The sequence below is a fragment of the Ruegeria sp. BHSB056 genome (genome assembly GCF_059613305.1).
On sequence record NZ_JBXWSG010000085.1, the window covers coordinates 1 to 16,382 of the forward strand.

The window sequence follows — 16,382 nt, forward strand, 5'->3', positions numbered from 1 at the left end:
GCTGATCACCGCACTTTCGGCTCCGATGTCACAGGGGCGGCTGTATGAGGTCGACATGCGCCTGCGCCCGTCCGGCAATCAGGGACCAGTCGCCACCAGTTGGGCCAGCTTTACCAATTATCAGCAGAATGAGGCCTGGGTGTGGGAACATCTGGCCCTGACCCGTGCTCATGTCGTTGCGGGTGATGCCGGTTTGGCAAATGATATCGAAGCGTTTCGCGTCGGGTTTCTGTCGCGCCCACGCGAGCGGGACAATGTCTTGCGCGAAGTCGCCGAGATGCGAACGCGTCTGGCCGCGGCCAAGGCACCCGCCGGGATCTGGGATGCTAAAAACGGGCCCGGCCGCCTGATGGATATCGAACTGATGGCCGAAACCGGAGCCTTGCTGGCAGGGACTACGGCACGCGATGTGTCCTCAGGCCTCGATGGTGCCGTCGCTACCGGATTGCTGGATGTCGCGCAGGCGCAATCCCTGAAAGACTGCTACAGCCTATGCTGGTCGGTGCAATGTGCAGCCCGGCTTCTATCGGGCAAGGTCATCGAGGCGGAGCAGATCGGTGAAGGAGGTGTGGATTTCCTGTGCCGTGCCACCGGGTTTGAACAGGTCGATGCACTGCAACGGGCATTGCAGGAGAGTTACACGACTGCGGCCGACCTGATCGGCGGCGTGATCCAAGAGGGCGAAGATGGCACGCAGTACTGATCCCAATGACCACAAAGGTCTGATCCAGGAAGCCTATCGTATCGAAGGCATCACCCTGCCGGAATGCCGCAGCATATTTCTGGACTGGGCGCTCAGCCTGCCCGAAGAGCGTGACCAGAACACGGCGCTGACCGAGTTGCATGCGGCATACGCGCTGCACAGCCCGGATCACCCCATGACTCAGGTTCTGTCCGAGGGCCTTCAGGGGGCCCAAACCCCGAAACGGCGTGGCGGCTGGCGCTCTCGGAACCGCTAGGGCTTTTCCATCGGCACATTCGCGACTAAGAGAGCGCCATGACCCAAACTGCCGACCGCCCCCGTATCCGCCTGAAACCCAAAGCCAACGCGCGCGGGCTGCGCCATGGCTTCCCCTGGGTCTATGCAAATGACATTGTCACAGACCGCCGCACGCGCAAGATCCCCGCGGGCGCACTGGCGATTCTCGAGGATGACAACCGCGCGGCGCTTGCGCTGGTGGCGGTCAACCCTGACTCAAAAATCATGTGCAGGGTGCTGGATCGTGATACCACCGCACAATTGGACAATACTTGGTTCGAAACCCGCCTTAGCCGCGCCCTTGCATTGCGTGAACGCTTGTTTGATGCGCCTTTCTACCGTCTGGTCCATGCCGAGGCCGATGGCTTTCCCGGTGTGATCATCGACAGGTTTGGCGATAGCTGTGTCATCCAGCCCAACGCGGCCTGGGCCGAGGTGCATCTGGATACGCTCACCGAAACGCTAGTCAAGGTCGCAGGCGTGACGACGGTGCTGAAAAACGCCTCGGGACGCACGCGCGGGCTGGAAGGGCTGGACGATGAGAACCTGACTTTGCACGGCACCGCACCCGACGCACCCCTGCCTGTGCCGATGAATGGTGCCACGTATATGGCCGACCTGACCGGAGGTCAGAAAACCGGCCTGTTTTACGATCAACGCCCCAACCATGCCTTTGCCGCACGGCTGGTACATCCCGGAGCGCAGGTGCTTGACGTGTTCAGCCATGTTGGCGGCTTTGGCCTGGCGATGCTGGCCGCAGGAGCCGGACAAGCCCTGTCCGTCGATGGGTCTGCTGCCGCGCTGGAACTGGCCGCCAAAGGTGCCGAGGCTTCGGGCCTTGGCGACAGGTTCCAGATACGGCAGGGCGATGCGTTCGATGTGTTGACCCAATTGGGGGACGAGGGTGCGGCGTTTGACGTGGTCATCTGTGACCCACCTGCCTTTGCCCCGTCAAAACAAGCGCTGGATGCGGGATTGCGCGCTTATGAGCGTATCGCGCGGCTTGCCGCACCTCTGGTCAAACCCGGCGGCTATCTGGGGCTGTGCTCGTGTTCTCATGCCGCCGATCTGGGGCGGTTTCGCGATGCCTCCTCCCGCGGGATTGGCCGCGCGGGCCGACAGGCGCAACTGATCCACACCGGATTTGCCGGGCCGGATCATCCGCAACTGCCGCAACTGGCGGAAAGCGGCTACCTCAAAGCGGTGTTCTACCGCCTATGAAGGCTGTTCTCGATACTTGTGTCCTCTATCCAACGGTCATGCGCGAGATGCTGTTGGGTGCCGCACGATTGGGGCATTTCACCCCGATCTGGTCCGTCCGCATCCTCGAAGAATGGGCCCGCGCCGCCCGCAAGCTGGGCCCGACGGGTGAAGCGCAGGCGCGCGCTGAAATCGCGCTGGTGCAAGCGGCCTGGCCAGATGCCGAACGTCCAGCGAACGAGGGTCTTCAAAACCGCCTGTGGCTGCCGGACGCAGCAGATATCCATGTGCTGGCCACAGCAATCGCTGCTTCCGCTGATCTGATTGTCACGGTTAACGCCAAGGATTTTCCCAGAAATATCCTGACTGATGAAGGGCTTGATCGGCAAGACCCCGACAGCCTGCTGTACGGCTTTTGGCAATCCAATCCAGAAGGCATGAGCACACTTGCCACTCAGGTCCTGACAGAGGCCAATCGCCTCTCAGCCGAAAAATGGACCCTTCGCGCGCTCATGAAAAAAGCCCGGCTTCCGCGATTGGGCAAGGCACTCGCCACCTGAGCGGGATCCAGCTTCATCTGGCCAAAAATATCCCGGAGAGCGCGAGAGGCTGGCCTCTCGCAGCACAGGCTTCACTGCTGTGCCCAACGTTGTTCAAGCTTTTCCAGCGCCGCAACACGTTCATCAGTCTTGGGATGGCTCATCAGCCATGCCGGGACCACCCCGGCGCGTTGCTGTGTCAACTCTTCCAGCTTGTGAAACAGTGATTTCTGCGGACCGATTCCGATACCGGCTTTTGTCAGCAAGGCGGCCGCATATTCATCCGCTTCATACTCATCCCCCCGCGACAGGCGCGAGGCGATCAGTGCGGTCAACGCGTTGGCAATCATCGCTCCGACAAAAGGGATGAACCGGTTCAGGACCATGATCAGCGCCGTGCGCATCGCATTCTGCCCCGAAAAATCGATCATCCGCCGCCGCGCGTGACCTAGTGCCACATGGCCCAACTCATGCGCGATTACACTGGCCATTTCCTCAGCCGAAACCTCGCCGTTGCGGAATTTGCGATAAAATCCCCGGGTGATGAATATCCGCCCGTCCGGTGCGGCCAACCCGTTCACCGGGTCGATCTCGTAGATATAAACCGGGACCCGCTCGATCTCGAGCGCGGCAGCCAGTCGGTCGGTCATGCGCTTGAGCGCCGGGTCAACAAGCTCGGTCGACTTTGCGTCCAGTTCCCGATGGGTGCGCCAGACGGAAATCCGGTACATCACAATTCCATAGGCAATGGCCAGCAGGATAGGGGTCAGGCGAAGCATGGGTTAGATATGGGTTTTCAACACCCCAAGAGCAAATGGAAAATAACAGCTTTTCTCTGTTCTGCTTCATTTCGAAGTGAGGTTGTCGATGTAACCGTGTTCATGGATCGCTTTCAGGTTGCGAAAGCGTACGTCCAATTTCATAGCAACGTTCCAAAAGCGCCTGTCGCCGCGGGGCTGATCCGGTCGCGCCATGCAACAGCTCGAGTTTCCGGGGTGAAAACCCGAAATACCCGAACGTGCCTTTGGTCCAGAGTGTCTCAAGCGCGTCGGTGTATCCTTTGGCTTCCATTTCGTCAGAACGCGCACCGGCTGGCACCAACAGTAACCCTGTTCGGGACCTCTGGAGGGACTTTTCCGGGTTGTCCAACTGATCGTAAGCCCAGCCCCACATCCATACGCGGTCGACCCAGCCTTTCATCATCGAAGGCATTCCCCACCAGAACAGCGGAAAGGCCAGGCAGATTGCATCGGCGCGCGCAATCCGCGTTTGTTCCGCAAGTATGTCTTGCGGTGCGCCCGTGCCTGCTTCGCCTTCTATATCCGCCATTGACCAGCGTGGATCGAACCCTTCTGCATGCAAATCCGCAACCTCGGTAGTATGGCCAGCCGCCTTTGCGCCTTCGCAGAGTTTCGCGACAGCGGCGGCCGTAAAGGAGTTCGGCTTTGGGTGATCCAAGATTGTCAGCAGATGCACAGTAAGCTCCTCAGGTTTTCAAACGGCAACCGGGTTACTGTGAAAGCTCAACCCTGCTTGAGGTCAAGGTATTAATCAGCAGGAATACCTGATGGCGTGTGTCACCGCGTCAGCTCGCGCATTCCCTGTTCCAGACCAGCCAACGTCATGGGCACCATGCGATCTTCAAAGATGTCGCGGATCATGCCGATGGAATGAGTATATTCCCAGTTTTTCTCGGGCACCGGGTTGATCCACAGGTTTGACGCCCACTGTTCGCGCGCGCGTTGCAGCCAGACCTGACCGGCTTCCTGGTTCCAATGTTCATTGGCACCGCCGGGATAGGCGATCTCATAGGGGCTCATCGAGGCGTCGCCGACAAAGATGCACTTGTAGTCGGATCCATAGGTGCGCAGCACTTCGTGGGTCGGGGTCTGTTGGTTCCAGCGGCGGCGGTTGTCGCGCCAGACCCCTTCATACAGGCAATTGTGAAAGTAGTAATATTCCAGATGCTTGAACTCGGTTCTTGCAGCGGAAAACAACTCTTCAACCACTTTGATATGCGGGTCCATCGAGCCGCCGACGTCCAGAAACAACAGCACCTTCACCGCGTTGTGACGCTCGGGCCGGGTTTTGACATCCAGATAGCCGTGCTCGGCCGTGGCGCGGATGGTGCCGTCCAGATCCAGCTCTTCGGCTGCTCCCTCCCGCGCCCAGCGGCGCAGGCGTTTCAGGGCGACCTTGATGTTGCGGGTGCCCAGTTCAACCGTGTCATCAAGGTTCCTGAATTCCCGCTTGTCCCAGACCTTGACCGCACGCTGGTGGCGGCTTTCTTTCTGACCAATACGGACGCCTTCAGGGTTGTACCCATAGGCCCCGAACGGAGAGGTTCCGGCGGTGCCGATCCACTTGTTGCCGCCCTGGTGGCGGCCTTGTTGTTCCTTGAGTCGTTCGCGCAGTGTTTCCATCAGCTTGTCGAAACCGCCTAGCGCTTCGATTTCGGCTTTCTCCTCGTCCGACAGGTGTTTCTCGGCCATCTTTGCGAGCCAATCGGCGGGGATATCGACAGCTTCCAACACCTGATCGAAACTGATCTCGCCCAAGCCCTCAAAGCTGGCGGCAAAGGCGCGGTCGAACTTGTCGATATTGCGCTCGTCCTTCACCATCGACACGCGGGCAAGGTAGTAGAACGCTTCGACATCATAGGTGACCAGACCCTTTTTCATGCCTTCCAGAAAAGTCAGATACTCCCGGAGCGATACCGGGATGCCAGCTTTGCGGAGGTTTTCGAAAAAGGGCAGGAACATCGCGTCACGCCACCATGCGAAGCAGAACCAGCGAGATCACCAGCCCCACAAGCGCAAAGGCGATCCCATATCCGGCGGCATACTGCGCCATGTCGGCGCCGTTTCCATTGCGTTTTTTTGCGGTCAAAGCGCCCAGGATTGCACCCAGTATCGCCATTCCCAGTACTAGCAACATATGCGTTTCATCCGTCTTTCGTGCTGTCAGCGGGGCGTCGGCCACTGTTTTGAGCCAGAGATTGAGCCACCAAATCCGAACCGAACCCGTATCGCGCCCATCCAAGGCTGTCCAGCCTGACGGCACGTGCCTGCTGCAATTGACCGGCCTGTTTCAAGGCCTCGGATTTCAACAGCAGCAACGTTGCCAGCAGCGAAGCGTTTTCCGCGCGGGTCATCACGTCGATGGCCTGATCCAGTTCGGGCAGAACCTCGGGTCCGCGATCCTGCGCAAGCGCAAAGGCTGCGGTCTGGGTTGAGACATAAGCCTGATGAACCTCGGTTCCGGGCGTCGCGCGAAGAAATTGTTGCGCGATCTTGAACTGCCGCTGGGCTTCTGCCGGGTCACGAAACTGCTCCATCCGGCCCATCAGGTAGTGGGGATAGGCGCGGCGGTGATCCGCCCATCCCAGTTGCTGCCCGATGCGGGCTGCCTTTTGCGCAGCGCGCATCTGTCGGGGGGAACCCGGCCCCGGTCCCAGTGATTTCTGGATCGCGTTGATCCACTCTCGGGGGGTATTTGTGGGGGGTTGCGCAGCTATTCTGTCGCCGCGTGGATTTAGACGGCTGAGAATTCCGGGGATGACGGCGGCGACCTGATCGCGGGTCATGCCGGTGTGCAGTTCGGGCGCATAAGCCGCGCGCAGGATCAGCATGTCGAACCCGGTCAAGACCGTATGAATATTGTCGTCGTTGAACACCGAATCCGGCAGATGATAGAGGTCGTTCAGCGGACCAAGGGCCTGCGCCAGTTCTTCGTGCAGGCAATCGCGCATTTCCTGCGGGCTGACATCATAGGGGATGAATATCCCCAATCGTTCGCGCTGGCGCAGCTCAACCCAACTGCTTTTGGTTTTGCGACGGTCGCGCTGATACTCAGCCAGGCTGGACGCGTTTGGCACCACGAAACAGGCCGCGTTTGGCAGAATTTTCAGAATGTCCTTCTGGCTGACCGCTTCGATCGTGATATTGGCCTGACCTTCTTTGATTTGTCGGATGTTGATACCCGCCTCGCGCTTCAGGCGGTTCAGCAGGCGGGTCAAATCCTGCTGCATACTTTGTGTCGGCGATCCGGTCAGGCGAACGGTGATCGGCGTTTCGAACCGGGTGAACACGGGCAGTGCGGCCCCGCTTTCCAGTTCGAAATGCAGGGACAGGAAATCCGACGCGATGTTCGTATTGGACCGTGCCGGTGGCGAAGGGCGGGGTGCCGCAAAAGACTTGGCCGGCGGCAACGCCACTTCGACATATGGGACATCGTTCCCGAGTTCGATTGTCTCGACAGACGTGCAGCCAGCGATAACCAGCGCCAGAAAAAGGGCGCCCAAACGCATCATGGGCGGGCGTACTTGATGAACGGTGTCAGGGTGCCGATGCGATCATAAAGGTGGCGTGCCGTGTGGTTGAACTCTTGCGTCAGCCAGTAAACGGATGGGGCGCCCTGGCGATCCGCCTCTTCATAAACCGCCTGAATCAAGGCGCGACCGACGCCCGTTCCTCGGGTTTCAGGTCGGGCGAACAGGTCTTGCAGATAACAGACCTTTTCCACTTTCCAGGCGTGGCGATGAAACAGGTAATGCGTCAGCCCGACCAAAACACCATCCTGTTCCGCGACAAAACAGGAAAAATCCTGCGGGTCGTCGCCCACCAATCTGGAAAAGGTCGTTTCATACACGTTTTCAGGCAGGGTGGTTTCATAAAACGCCAGGTAATCCCGCCACATTTCGGCCCACTGATCTTTGTCCTCGGCCCGCAGGGTCCGGATTGTCAGAGCGTTCGCCAAGTGATGACCCCAATACTGCTGCTTTGCAACGCGGTTGCGTCAGGTATCTCGATGCTGACACCCGAGATACCCAATGGCAAGCCGTGATCACAGATTGTTCACACGCAGGCTAGCGTTTGCCACGTGCCATGAAAGCAAGACGTTCGAACAGATGCACATCCTGTTCATTTTTCAGCAAAGCGCCATGCAGCTTCGGCAGCGCGCTGGCCCCGTCACGCCTGAGGTCTTCGGCCGTCAGATCTTCGGCCAGCAAAAGCTTCAGCCAGTCCAGCACCTCAGAGGTCGAGGGCTTTTTCTTGAGCCCTTGCGTCTCGCGGATTTCATAGAATTGCGTCAGAGCGGCGGTCAGAAGTGCGTCCTTGATGCCGGGGTGATGCACATCTACGATCCGACGCATCGTCGCCTCGTCCGGAAAGCGGATATAGTGGAAAAAACAGCGGCGCAGGAAGGCGTCGGGCAGCTCTTTTTCGTTGTTCGAAGTTATGATGACGATGGGGCGGTGCTTGGCCCGGACTGTCTCGCCCGTTTCATAGACGTGGAACTCCATCTTATCGAGCTCTTGCAACAGGTCGTTGGGGAACTCGATATCCGCCTTGTCGATTTCGTCGATCAGCAGAACAACCTTTTCTTCGGCGTCGAAGGCCTGCCACAGCTTTCCCTTGCGGATATAGTTCGACACGTCATGGACACGCTCTTCGCCCAGTTGGCTGTCACGCAGGCGACTGACGGCATCATATTCGTAAAGACCCTGCTGCGCGCGTGTGGTGGATTTCACGTTCCACTCGATCATTCTCAGCCCCAGCGCCCCGGCCACCTGTCTGGCCAACTCGGTCTTGCCGGTACCGGGCTCGCCCTTTACCAGCAGGGGGCGTTCAAGCGTGACAGCGGCGTTCACGGCAATGGTCAGATCGTCGGTGGCGACATATTCGGCTGTACCTTGGAAACGTGCGGTCATGGGCCTCTCGTGCGTATTTTGCGTTGGACGGGCAGGTTGTGGTTTCCGGGTTACAGAGCGGCAAGGTTTTTTACAACCCGCGTCCCTGCGTCGCCCCTCGGGAATTGTGCTGCAACTCCAAGCCCTTTTGCTTGATTCCGGTAAAGACCATTCGCAGGCGTTGTGCCTGTCGCCCCAAAAAAGCCTGTCAAATTTCATAGAAATACAAGGTTTTGTTGATGTTTGTCTCATAGTTAGACAAATCCGCGGGGGTGCACTGTCGTGCAACGTTTGTGTAGTGACATTCCACCGCCCGTCGGCTAAACGCTGCGCAGAAGGGAGAGCCAAATGTCAGCTGAAACAGCCGCGAACGACGTCACTGGCCAAACCGAGGGAGCAAATATGAAGCAGGAAGTTTTTCTGCCGGAAGATTACCGTCCGGCCGAAGATGAGCCTTTCATGAATGATCGTCAGCTTGAGTATTTTCGCCGCAAGCTGCTGGATTGGAAGACAGAGTTACTGGCTGGTAGCCGCGACACCATCGAAGGGCTGCAAGACAACACCCGAAACATTCCGGACGTCGCAGACCGCGCCAGCGAAGAAACAGACCGTGCGCTGGAACTTCGGACCCGTGATCGTCAGAGAAAGCTGGTCGCAAAGATCGACTCGGCCCTGCGCCGGATTGATGATGGCGAATACGGGTATTGCGAAATGACGGGCGATCCGATCTCGCTGAAGCGTTTGGACGCGCGACCGATTGCAACCATGACGCTTGAAGCGCAAGAGCGCCACGAGCGTCGCGAGAAGGTCCACCGCGACGATTAATCGCCGGGTATGTGTAAGAAATCCAAACGCCGGGGCCTGTGGCTCCGGCGTTTTTGCGTTATGCGGGTGTCATGAAGATCGACGGACTGAAATTCTGTGTAATCGGCGGTGGAATCGGCGGGTTGGCCTCGGCACTGGCGCTGCAACACCGTGGGGCGCATGTCACGCTTCTGGAGCAAGCCCCGGCCCTGACCGAAGTCGGTGCTGGTTTGCAGATCAGTGAGAACGGGATGCGCGTTCTTCATGCACTTGGCGTCACAGGTCTTTCTGTCGGGCAGAAATCCCATGGAACGGTCTTGCGCGATTACCGAAAAGGGCGCGTGGTCAGTCAACTGCCGGGCCCCTCAGTTGGTCCGACCTATTACTATCACCGTGCCGACCTTCTGAACCTTCTTCATGACGCGGCTTGTGCGGCAGGCGTGGATATCCGGTTGGGCGCCAGAGTTTTGCATGTGCAAAAGCATCCCAACGAGGCAGAGGTGGTCTTGGCGTCAGGCGAGCGAATTCGCGCTGAATGCGCCATTGCGGCCGATGGCGGCCGCAGTATTCTCCGCCCAGCTTTGAACGGGGCAGAGGTGCCGGAGTTCACGCATCAGGTGGCTTGGCGCGCCACCATCCCCTGGCAGCCGGGTCATGACCCAGTTTCCGCATCCCTGACGATGGGGCCAGGGCGGCATGTGGTGACCTATCCTTTGCGTGACGAGAGCCTGATGAACATTGTCGCGGTCGAGGAGCGTTCGGACTGGCGGGAAGAAGGATGGCGTCAGACGGGCGACCCTGAAGAGCTGCGCAAGCGCTTTGCAGATTTCGGTGGCCCTGTGCGTGACATTCTGTCGAAAGTCACGGATGTGCATCTGTGGGCATTGTTTCTGCGGCCCGTCGCGCAGAACTGGCAGAATGGTCGGTTGGCTCTGGTGGGGGACGCGGCCCATCCGACGTTGCCATTCATGGCACAAGGGGCATGTCTGGCGCTCGAGGACGCCTGGGTGCTGGCGCGCGCGTTTGACGAACGATCGGGTATCACCAACGCACTGGCGGCCTATGAATCAACCCGCAAACCAAGGGCGCAGCGCGTTGTCGCGGCGGCTGGGTCAAATGCGCGGAACTTTCATCTGCGTGGTCCAGCCCGTATGGCTGCGCAATGTGTGCTGCGGATCGTTGGTGCCCGGTTGTCACAACGCTATGAGTGGATCTACAGTCACGACGTCACGGCTGCCTAGGGCCTCAAAGATCCAGGTCAATCCAGACAGGAACGTGATCGGATGGCTTTTCGTGCCCCCGAACAGCGGCATCAATCTGGCAATCCCGCATGAGGTCGGCCGCTTGTGGCGTTAGCAGGAAATGATCAATCCGAATTCCGTCATTCCGGTTCCAAGCGCCAGCCTGGTAATCCCAGAAAGAATAGTGGTCGGGACCCTGCGTTGTCGCACGGAAGGCCTCGGTAAAGCCAAGGTTCAGGATCTTTCGAAAGGCGGCCCGGCTTTCCGGGCGGAACAACGCGTCTTCCCGCCAGGCATCGGGGCGTTTGGCATCCTCGGCCTGTGGGATGATGTTATAGTCTCCGGCCATCAGGGCCGGCTCCTCTGACTTCATCAGGGCCTGCGCGCGGTCGAAAAGCCGTTCCATCCAGGCCAGCTTGTAATCGTATTTCGGTCCGGGTGCCGGATTCCCGTTGGGCAGATACAGCCCACAGAGTCGCAGGGCCTTTTTGCCCACGACGGTCGCCTCGATCCAGCGTGCCTGTTCATCATTGTCATCGCCGGGAAGGCCGCGTGATACATCCTCCAGCGGAAGCTTCGACAGGATCGCGACACCATTGAAGCTTTTTTGCCCGTGTGTTTCCACGTTGTACCCGCGATCTTCAAACATCTCGCGGGGGACGTTTTCGTCGACGGATTTGATTTCCTGAAGAAGAACAACGTCGGGTTGGGCATCGTCCAGCCAGCGGGGCAGCGCCTCGGTTCGCGCCTTGATGCCATTGATGTTGTATGTGGCGATTTTCATGCGCGATCCTCCGAAGCCTTGTGGCAACCTATCGCTCAGAACGGGCCCAGCGGCAAGTCGGAGATCGGACTAGCGAGGCTCTGCCTCGCGCTCCGGGATATTTTTAGCCAGATGAAGAAACTGATCCTTAACCATTTTCTCGATACTTGAAAGGGCGGTACAGGCGGGGACGCCGATGACCGCGCTAGGTGAAGCTCTCTGGTCGTTATGGTCAGAGAGTGGATCCCTGCTTCATCTGGCTGAAAATATCCTGGGGGTGTGGGGGCAAAGCCCCCACCGGTTACATTGAAAACGACGTGCCGCAGCCACAGGACGAGGTGGCGTTGGGATTGTCGATCACAAACCGTGCACCGATAAGCTCCTGAGTGAAATCGATCACAGCGTTTTCAAGAAAGGGCAGAGAGACCGGGTCGACGATGACTTTCTGCCCCTTGCCTTCAAGGATGAGATCATCGGCCTTTGGCGTGTCCAGAGCGATTTCATATTGAAAACCGGAACATCCACCGCCCTCCACTGCGACACGCAGGGCTTGCCCCTGTTCCGCGGCACCGATTTCGGCAAGGCGGTCGTAGGCGCGTTCGGTGACTGATGGGGGCAGATTCATGCCGGTCTCCAAAGGTTTATTTCCCAAGCGTCCTACAATATATGAAACCAAAAGACAGGCGACAAGGACAAGGCCTTTGGACAGAGCAGGTTTTGCTTCGGACCCAGACCGCGCAAGGGGGCGGCTGGTTCCAGAGGAAGAAAGCAGCTTCCGGTCAAGCTTTCAGCGCGATCGCGACCGGATCATTCATGCCAGTGCGTTTCGACGGCTCAAGCACAAGACGCAAGTCTTTGTCGAGCACGAAGGTGACAGCTATCGAACACGGCTGACCCATTCCATCGAAGTCGCTCAGGTCGCGCGAACCATTTCAGGGGCGTTGGGCCTGAATCCTGAACTCACCGAAGCTGTAGCCCTGGCGCACGACCTGGGTCATACCCCCTTTGGTCATACGGGTGAGGACGCCCTCCACGCGCTGATGGCGCCTTACGGGGGGTTTGATCACAACGCTCAGGCCATTCGGATCGTAACCAAGTTGGAGCGGCATTATGCCGGGTTTGACGGATGCAATCTGACCTGGGAGTGCCTGGAGGGTATCGCCAAGCATAACGGCCCGGTTGTTGGCGAATTGCCCTGGGCCCTGGCGGAATGCAACCAGGGCTTTGATCTTGAACTTCATACCCATGCAAGTGCCGAGGCGCAGGTGGCGGCCTTGTCTGATGACATTGCTTACAACAATCACGACCTTCTGGATGGATTGCGCGCGGGGTTGTTTGAAGATGATGATTTGCGTCACCTTCCGATCGTGGGGGCGTGTTACGCGGATGTAGATGCGAAATACCCCGGCCTTGATCCGTATCGGCGACGTCATGAATCACTCCGGCGGGTTTTTGGCGTCATGGTGGCGGACGTTATTACAACGTCGCGTGACTTGATTGCGGCCTCGGGCGCGCAGACGGTCGAAGAGATTCGCCATCTCGGGTATCCTGTCATCCAATTCTCGGCCGGAACTTGGACGGATCTGAAACAAATCAGGGCGTTCCTGTTCACCCGGATGTATCGCGCACCCAGCGTCATGAAGGTACGGGCCGAGGTTGCAACGGTTGTCGAAGACTTGTTTCCGATCTATCTGAGCGACCCGAAACAGATGCCCGCACGCTGGCACGAGGATATTGAAGCTGCGGCGGACGAGACCGCTCTGGCCCGGATCGTATCGGACTATATCGCAGGTATGACCGACCGTTTTGCCTTGCAGGATCACGCACGGCTGACGGGCTGATTGCGCTGCAACGACACGGGTAATAATCCGCTTTCGCGGCCTTTTTGCAGGTTGGGTGATGTGTCTTGCGCAGCCGGGAAATGGTGGTCGGTGGCAGCTCGACAGACAGCGCGCAGGGCAATTGAGGTCTCAGGCAGCGGATATTCGGGCGAGATTGGCGGGCATTTGGCGCCAACCGAGTTCAAACAATAGGCTTCCATTGACCTTGCCGCATTGCGTGGTAAACCCCGCGACAAGCAAAAGGACATCCGAAATGAACCTGTTTTCCGAGATCCGCAGCCTCGTATTGGACGCGCTGGCGCAGATGCAGTCTGAAGGCGCGTTGCCCGAGGGACTGAGTTTTGACAACGTGGCGGTCGAACCGCCGCGTGATGCGGCGCATGGCGACATGGCGACAAACGCGGCGATGGTGCTGGCAAAACCGGCCAGGATGAAACCGCGCGACATTGCCGATGTATTGGCTGGGAAGCTGGCAGCGGATGACCGGATCACCAGCGCCGATGTGGCAGGTCCGGGCTTTCTCAATTTGCGGCTGGCACCGTCGGTCTGGCAAGGTGTGCTGGCGGCTGTGCTGGAGAAGGGCTCCGATTATGGCCGCTCGACTATGGGCCACGGGCAGAAGGTCAACGTGGAATATGTTTCGGCCAACCCAACCGGACCGCTGCACGTGGGTCATACAAGGGGTGCAGTGTTCGGGGATGCTCTGGCAAGCCTGCTGGCCTATTCCGGCCATGACGTGACCCGCGAGTATTACATCAACGACGGCGGCGCGCAGGTGGATGTGCTGGCGCGCTCGGCTTACGAACGCTATCGCGAGGCCAATGGTCTGAGCCCCGAAATTGCCGAAGGTCTTTATCCCGGCGACTACCTGATCCCAATCGGTGAGGCGTTGAAAGAGAAATACGGCGACAGCCTGATCGACAAGCCGGAAAGTGACTGGCTGGAAGAGGTGCGTGAGTTCTCGACCGACGCGATGATGGACCTTATTCGCGCTGACCTGAAAGCGCTGGGCGTCGAGATGGATGTGTTCTTCTCGGAAAAATCTCTCTATGGCACTGGTCGGATCGAGGCCGCATTGCAATCGCTGACTGACAAGGGCCTGATTTACGAAGGTGTGCTCGAGCCGCCGAAGGGCAAAAAGCCCGAAGATTGGGAGCCACGCGAACAGACCCTCTTCAAGTCGACCGAACATGGGGACGACGTCGACCGCCCTGTCAAGAAATCGGATGGTAGCTGGACCTATTTTGCCCCGGATATTGCTTATCACTATGACAAGGTGACCCGTGGTTTTGACGCGCTGATCGACGTGTTCGGCGCCGACCATGGCGGCTATGTCAAACGGATGAAGGCCGCTGTGTCGGCGCTGTCCGACGGTAAGGTGCCGCTTGATATCAAGCTGACGCAGCTGGTGAAGCTGTGGAAAAACGGTGAGCCGTTCAAGATGTCCAAGCGGGCGGGGAACTTTGTCACTCTGCGCGATGTGGTCGATCAGGTGGGCCCGGACGTGACGCGGTTTGTTATGCTGACCCGCAAGAACGACGCGCCGTTGGATTTCGATTTTGACAAGGTGCTGGAACAAAGCCGCGAGAACCCCGTGTTCTACGTTCAATACGCACATGCCCGTGTCATGAGCGTGCTGCGCCGTGCGGCCGAAGCTGGAATTGCGGCTGATGATGCGACCCTTGCGGATGCTGACCTGAGCAAGATCGATCATGCCTCGGAACTGGTTGTTGCCAAGAAGCTGGCAGAATGGCCACGGCTGGTCGAGATTGCGGCGCGAACCAATGAACCGCACAGGGTCGCCTTTTACCTTTATGAACTTGCAGGCGACTTTCATGCGTTGTGGAACAAGGGCAATGACGAGACGCAATTGCGTTTCATCCAGGATGGCGATGTTGCCACAAGCCAGTCAAAAATCGCTTTGGCCCGGGCCGTTTCTGTTGTGATTTCAGCGGGCTTGGGTATTCTTGGCGTTACTCCGGCGCAGGAGATGCGGTAAAAAATATCGCCCGAACCGCCGGTATGAGGTAGGCAAGAAATGACCCGCGGGCCTTATTTTCAGGCGCGAAACGGGCAGTGAGGCGGACATGGCGAGTTACGATTACTCGGGGCATCAAAGCCCCGGGCAGATTCATTGCCCGAATCAAGCGCATTCTGATGATGTGTATGATTTTCCCGAAGATATGCAGGAAGATGACGCGCCGCGTGGCTCGTTTGGTCTGGGCAGGGCAGTCAATTTCCTGGGGGCTGTTGCTTCCTTGGCGCTGGTCGCTGGTGTCGGGGTCTGGGGCTATCAACTGATCATGCGCGATGTAAGTGGCGTGCCGGTTGTTCGCGCCGCCGAAGGGCCGATGCGTGTACAGCCGGAAAATCCGGGTGGAACACCCGCCGATCATCAGGGCTTTGCCGTGAATGCCGTCGCCGCCGAAGGCAGCGCTGCGGCGCCGGCCGACCGGTTGATCCTTGCACCGCGCCCGGTGTCCTTGACGGACGAAGATCTGCCCGCCGGAGAACTGAAGCCGACCCCTGCGCTGCATGTGGTCAAAGAACCTATCACCACGCAGGAGGCCGCGCGCCTGCGCCAGAACGCAGTAGATGCGCTGGTTGCGGAATTGGCGGGTGCGGCAGCAGAAACGCAGCAAGAGTTCGAAGACGGTGTGCAACTGGCATCGCTGACCACCCCCGATGAAGAACCCGCCATTGACCCAGCAGATTTTGCTGCGGCCTTGCCGGACCCGAGTTTCGCCGAGTTACCGGGCGTCCGCCGATCGTTGCGCCCTGTGACGCGTCCGGCACGGTCCACCCGCAGTCAGGTCGCGCCCAGCGAGAAATCCGAAGACGCCATTAATGCAGCGGTGAAAGCAGCCGTTGGGGTGGATGTTGATCCGGATACACTGGCCAAGGGAACCCGGCTGGCGCAACTTGGGGCTTATGACAGTACGCAAGTGGCACAGGCCGAGTGGGACCGTTTGAATGGTCAGTTTGGTGAGTATTTGTCGGGAAAACAACGCGTTATTCAGAAAACCTCAAGCGGCGGACGGACTTTCTACCGCCTGCGTGTTCTGGGGTTTGAAGACCTGAGCGACTCGCGCCAGTTTTGCGCCGCTCTGGTCGCGCAAGGCGCTGATTGTATCCCGGTGGCCGTGAGGTGAAGTTCGGAGCAGCGATCACAGATGCTGAAGGACTGCGCCTGACGCAGCAGGAAAGAGACCTGTTTCGCCAGATGAACCCGTTTGGGTTCATCCTGTTCGCCCGCAATATTGAAAGCGCCGATCAGGTGCGGGCCTTGTGTGATGATTTCCGCGAGGCCGTTGGGCGCAACT

Annotated in this window: 18 protein-coding genes and 1 pseudogene; 10 read left to right on the plus strand and 9 right to left on the minus strand. The window is 58.8% G+C overall.

Annotated features, from left to right (window positions below; all coding sequences use genetic code 11):
• The 4 genes from AC2FND_RS16470 to AC2FND_RS16485 all read left to right on the plus strand — a co-directional run.
• Positions 1 to 703 (plus strand): [protein-PII] uridylyltransferase family protein (locus AC2FND_RS16470; RefSeq protein ID WP_496770915.1); only part of this gene is annotated, 703 nt, incomplete at its 5' end.
• Entirely contained in the window at positions 687 to 959 is a 273-nt protein-coding gene (locus AC2FND_RS16475) for a hypothetical protein (RefSeq protein ID WP_209503652.1), read from the plus strand. The genes AC2FND_RS16470 and AC2FND_RS16475, both read left to right, overlap by 17 nt.
• 38 nt (positions 960 to 997) lie before the next feature.
• Positions 998 to 2,200, plus strand: a complete 1,203-nt coding sequence (locus AC2FND_RS16480; protein ID WP_209503653.1) for an RSP_2647 family RNA methyltransferase — start codon at positions 998 to 1,000, stop codon at positions 2,198 to 2,200.
• On the plus strand, positions 2,197 to 2,739 hold the full coding sequence (locus AC2FND_RS16485; protein WP_496770918.1) for an RSP_2648 family PIN domain-containing protein: 543 nt from the start codon (positions 2,197 to 2,199) through the stop codon (positions 2,737 to 2,739). The genes AC2FND_RS16480 and AC2FND_RS16485 overlap by 4 nt, the downstream gene beginning before the upstream one ends.
• A 71-nt stretch (positions 2,740 to 2,810) precedes the next feature.
• Here AC2FND_RS16485 and AC2FND_RS16490 read toward each other — a convergent pair whose 3' ends face one another.
• From AC2FND_RS16490 to AC2FND_RS16520, 7 genes are all read right to left on the minus strand, one after another.
• Positions 2,811 to 3,497, minus strand: coding sequence for a M48 family metallopeptidase (locus AC2FND_RS16490; RefSeq protein WP_480480500.1), 687 nt, complete (start codon positions 3,495 to 3,497; stop codon positions 2,811 to 2,813).
• A gap of 100 nt (positions 3,498 to 3,597) precedes the next feature.
• Positions 3,598 to 4,194 (minus strand): NAD(P)H-dependent oxidoreductase, encoded by a 597-nt coding sequence (locus AC2FND_RS16495; protein WP_496770920.1) that lies wholly within the window; start codon positions 4,192 to 4,194, stop codon positions 3,598 to 3,600.
• A gap of 101 nt (positions 4,195 to 4,295) precedes the next feature.
• Positions 4,296 to 5,480: a vWA domain-containing protein gene (locus AC2FND_RS16500; protein ID WP_496770922.1), complete on the minus strand. Its 1,185-nt coding sequence runs from the start codon at positions 5,478 to 5,480 to the stop codon at positions 4,296 to 4,298.
• A 4-nt stretch (positions 5,481 to 5,484) separates the two neighbouring features.
• Entirely contained in the window at positions 5,485 to 5,655 is a 171-nt protein-coding gene (locus AC2FND_RS16505) for a hypothetical protein (RefSeq protein WP_209503658.1), read from the minus strand.
• A 7-nt stretch (positions 5,656 to 5,662) separates the two neighbouring features.
• Positions 5,663 to 7,030, minus strand: a complete 1,368-nt coding sequence (locus AC2FND_RS16510; protein WP_496770924.1) for a DUF2927 domain-containing protein — start codon at positions 7,028 to 7,030, stop codon at positions 5,663 to 5,665.
• Complete coding sequence (locus AC2FND_RS16515; protein ID WP_480504829.1) at positions 7,027 to 7,476, minus strand: GNAT family N-acetyltransferase; 450 nt, start codon at positions 7,474 to 7,476, stop codon at positions 7,027 to 7,029. Before AC2FND_RS16515 ends, AC2FND_RS16510 begins: the two co-directional genes overlap by 4 nt.
• A gap of 109 nt (positions 7,477 to 7,585) precedes the next feature.
• Complete coding sequence (locus tag AC2FND_RS16520) at positions 7,586 to 8,431, minus strand: AAA family ATPase (RefSeq protein ID WP_209503660.1); 846 nt, start codon at positions 8,429 to 8,431, stop codon at positions 7,586 to 7,588.
• A 381-nt stretch (positions 8,432 to 8,812) separates the two neighbouring features.
• Between AC2FND_RS16520 and dksA the strand changes: the two genes are divergently transcribed.
• Complete coding sequence (gene dksA / locus AC2FND_RS16525; RefSeq protein WP_209504868.1) at positions 8,813 to 9,235, plus strand: RNA polymerase-binding protein DksA; 423 nt, start codon at positions 8,813 to 8,815, stop codon at positions 9,233 to 9,235.
• A 71-nt stretch (positions 9,236 to 9,306) separates the two neighbouring features.
• Entirely contained in the window at positions 9,307 to 10,455 is a 1,149-nt protein-coding gene (locus AC2FND_RS16530) for an FAD-dependent monooxygenase (protein WP_496770927.1), read from the plus strand.
• Between the two features lie 4 nt (positions 10,456 to 10,459).
• Here AC2FND_RS16530 and xth read toward each other — a convergent pair whose 3' ends face one another.
• Positions 10,460 to 11,239 (minus strand): exodeoxyribonuclease III, encoded by a 780-nt coding sequence (gene xth, locus AC2FND_RS16535; RefSeq protein ID WP_496770929.1) that lies wholly within the window; start codon positions 11,237 to 11,239, stop codon positions 10,460 to 10,462.
• 280 nt (positions 11,240 to 11,519) lie between these two features.
• Positions 11,520 to 11,843: a HesB/IscA family protein gene (locus tag AC2FND_RS16540; RefSeq protein WP_480504835.1), complete on the minus strand. Its 324-nt coding sequence runs from the start codon at positions 11,841 to 11,843 to the stop codon at positions 11,520 to 11,522.
• 76 nt (positions 11,844 to 11,919) lie between these two features.
• Here AC2FND_RS16540 and AC2FND_RS16545 point away from each other — a divergent pair, with 76 nt between their 5' ends.
• The 4 genes and pseudogenes from AC2FND_RS16545 to AC2FND_RS16560 all read left to right on the plus strand — a co-directional run.
• Positions 11,920 to 13,059: a deoxyguanosinetriphosphate triphosphohydrolase gene (locus AC2FND_RS16545; RefSeq protein WP_496770931.1), complete on the plus strand. Its 1,140-nt coding sequence runs from the start codon at positions 11,920 to 11,922 to the stop codon at positions 13,057 to 13,059.
• A gap of 253 nt (positions 13,060 to 13,312) precedes the next feature.
• Positions 13,313 to 15,058: an arginine--tRNA ligase gene (gene argS, locus AC2FND_RS16550; RefSeq protein WP_496770933.1), complete on the plus strand. Its 1,746-nt coding sequence runs from the start codon at positions 13,313 to 13,315 to the stop codon at positions 15,056 to 15,058.
• Positions 15,059 to 15,146: 88 nt separating this feature from the next.
• Entirely contained in the window at positions 15,147 to 16,211 is a 1,065-nt protein-coding gene (locus AC2FND_RS16555; protein ID WP_496770935.1) for an SPOR domain-containing protein, read from the plus strand.
• Positions 16,208 to 16,382 (plus strand): annotated as a pseudogene (locus tag AC2FND_RS16560) (beta-hexosaminidase); the annotation flags it as partial. The gene AC2FND_RS16555 and the pseudogene AC2FND_RS16560, both read left to right, overlap by 4 nt.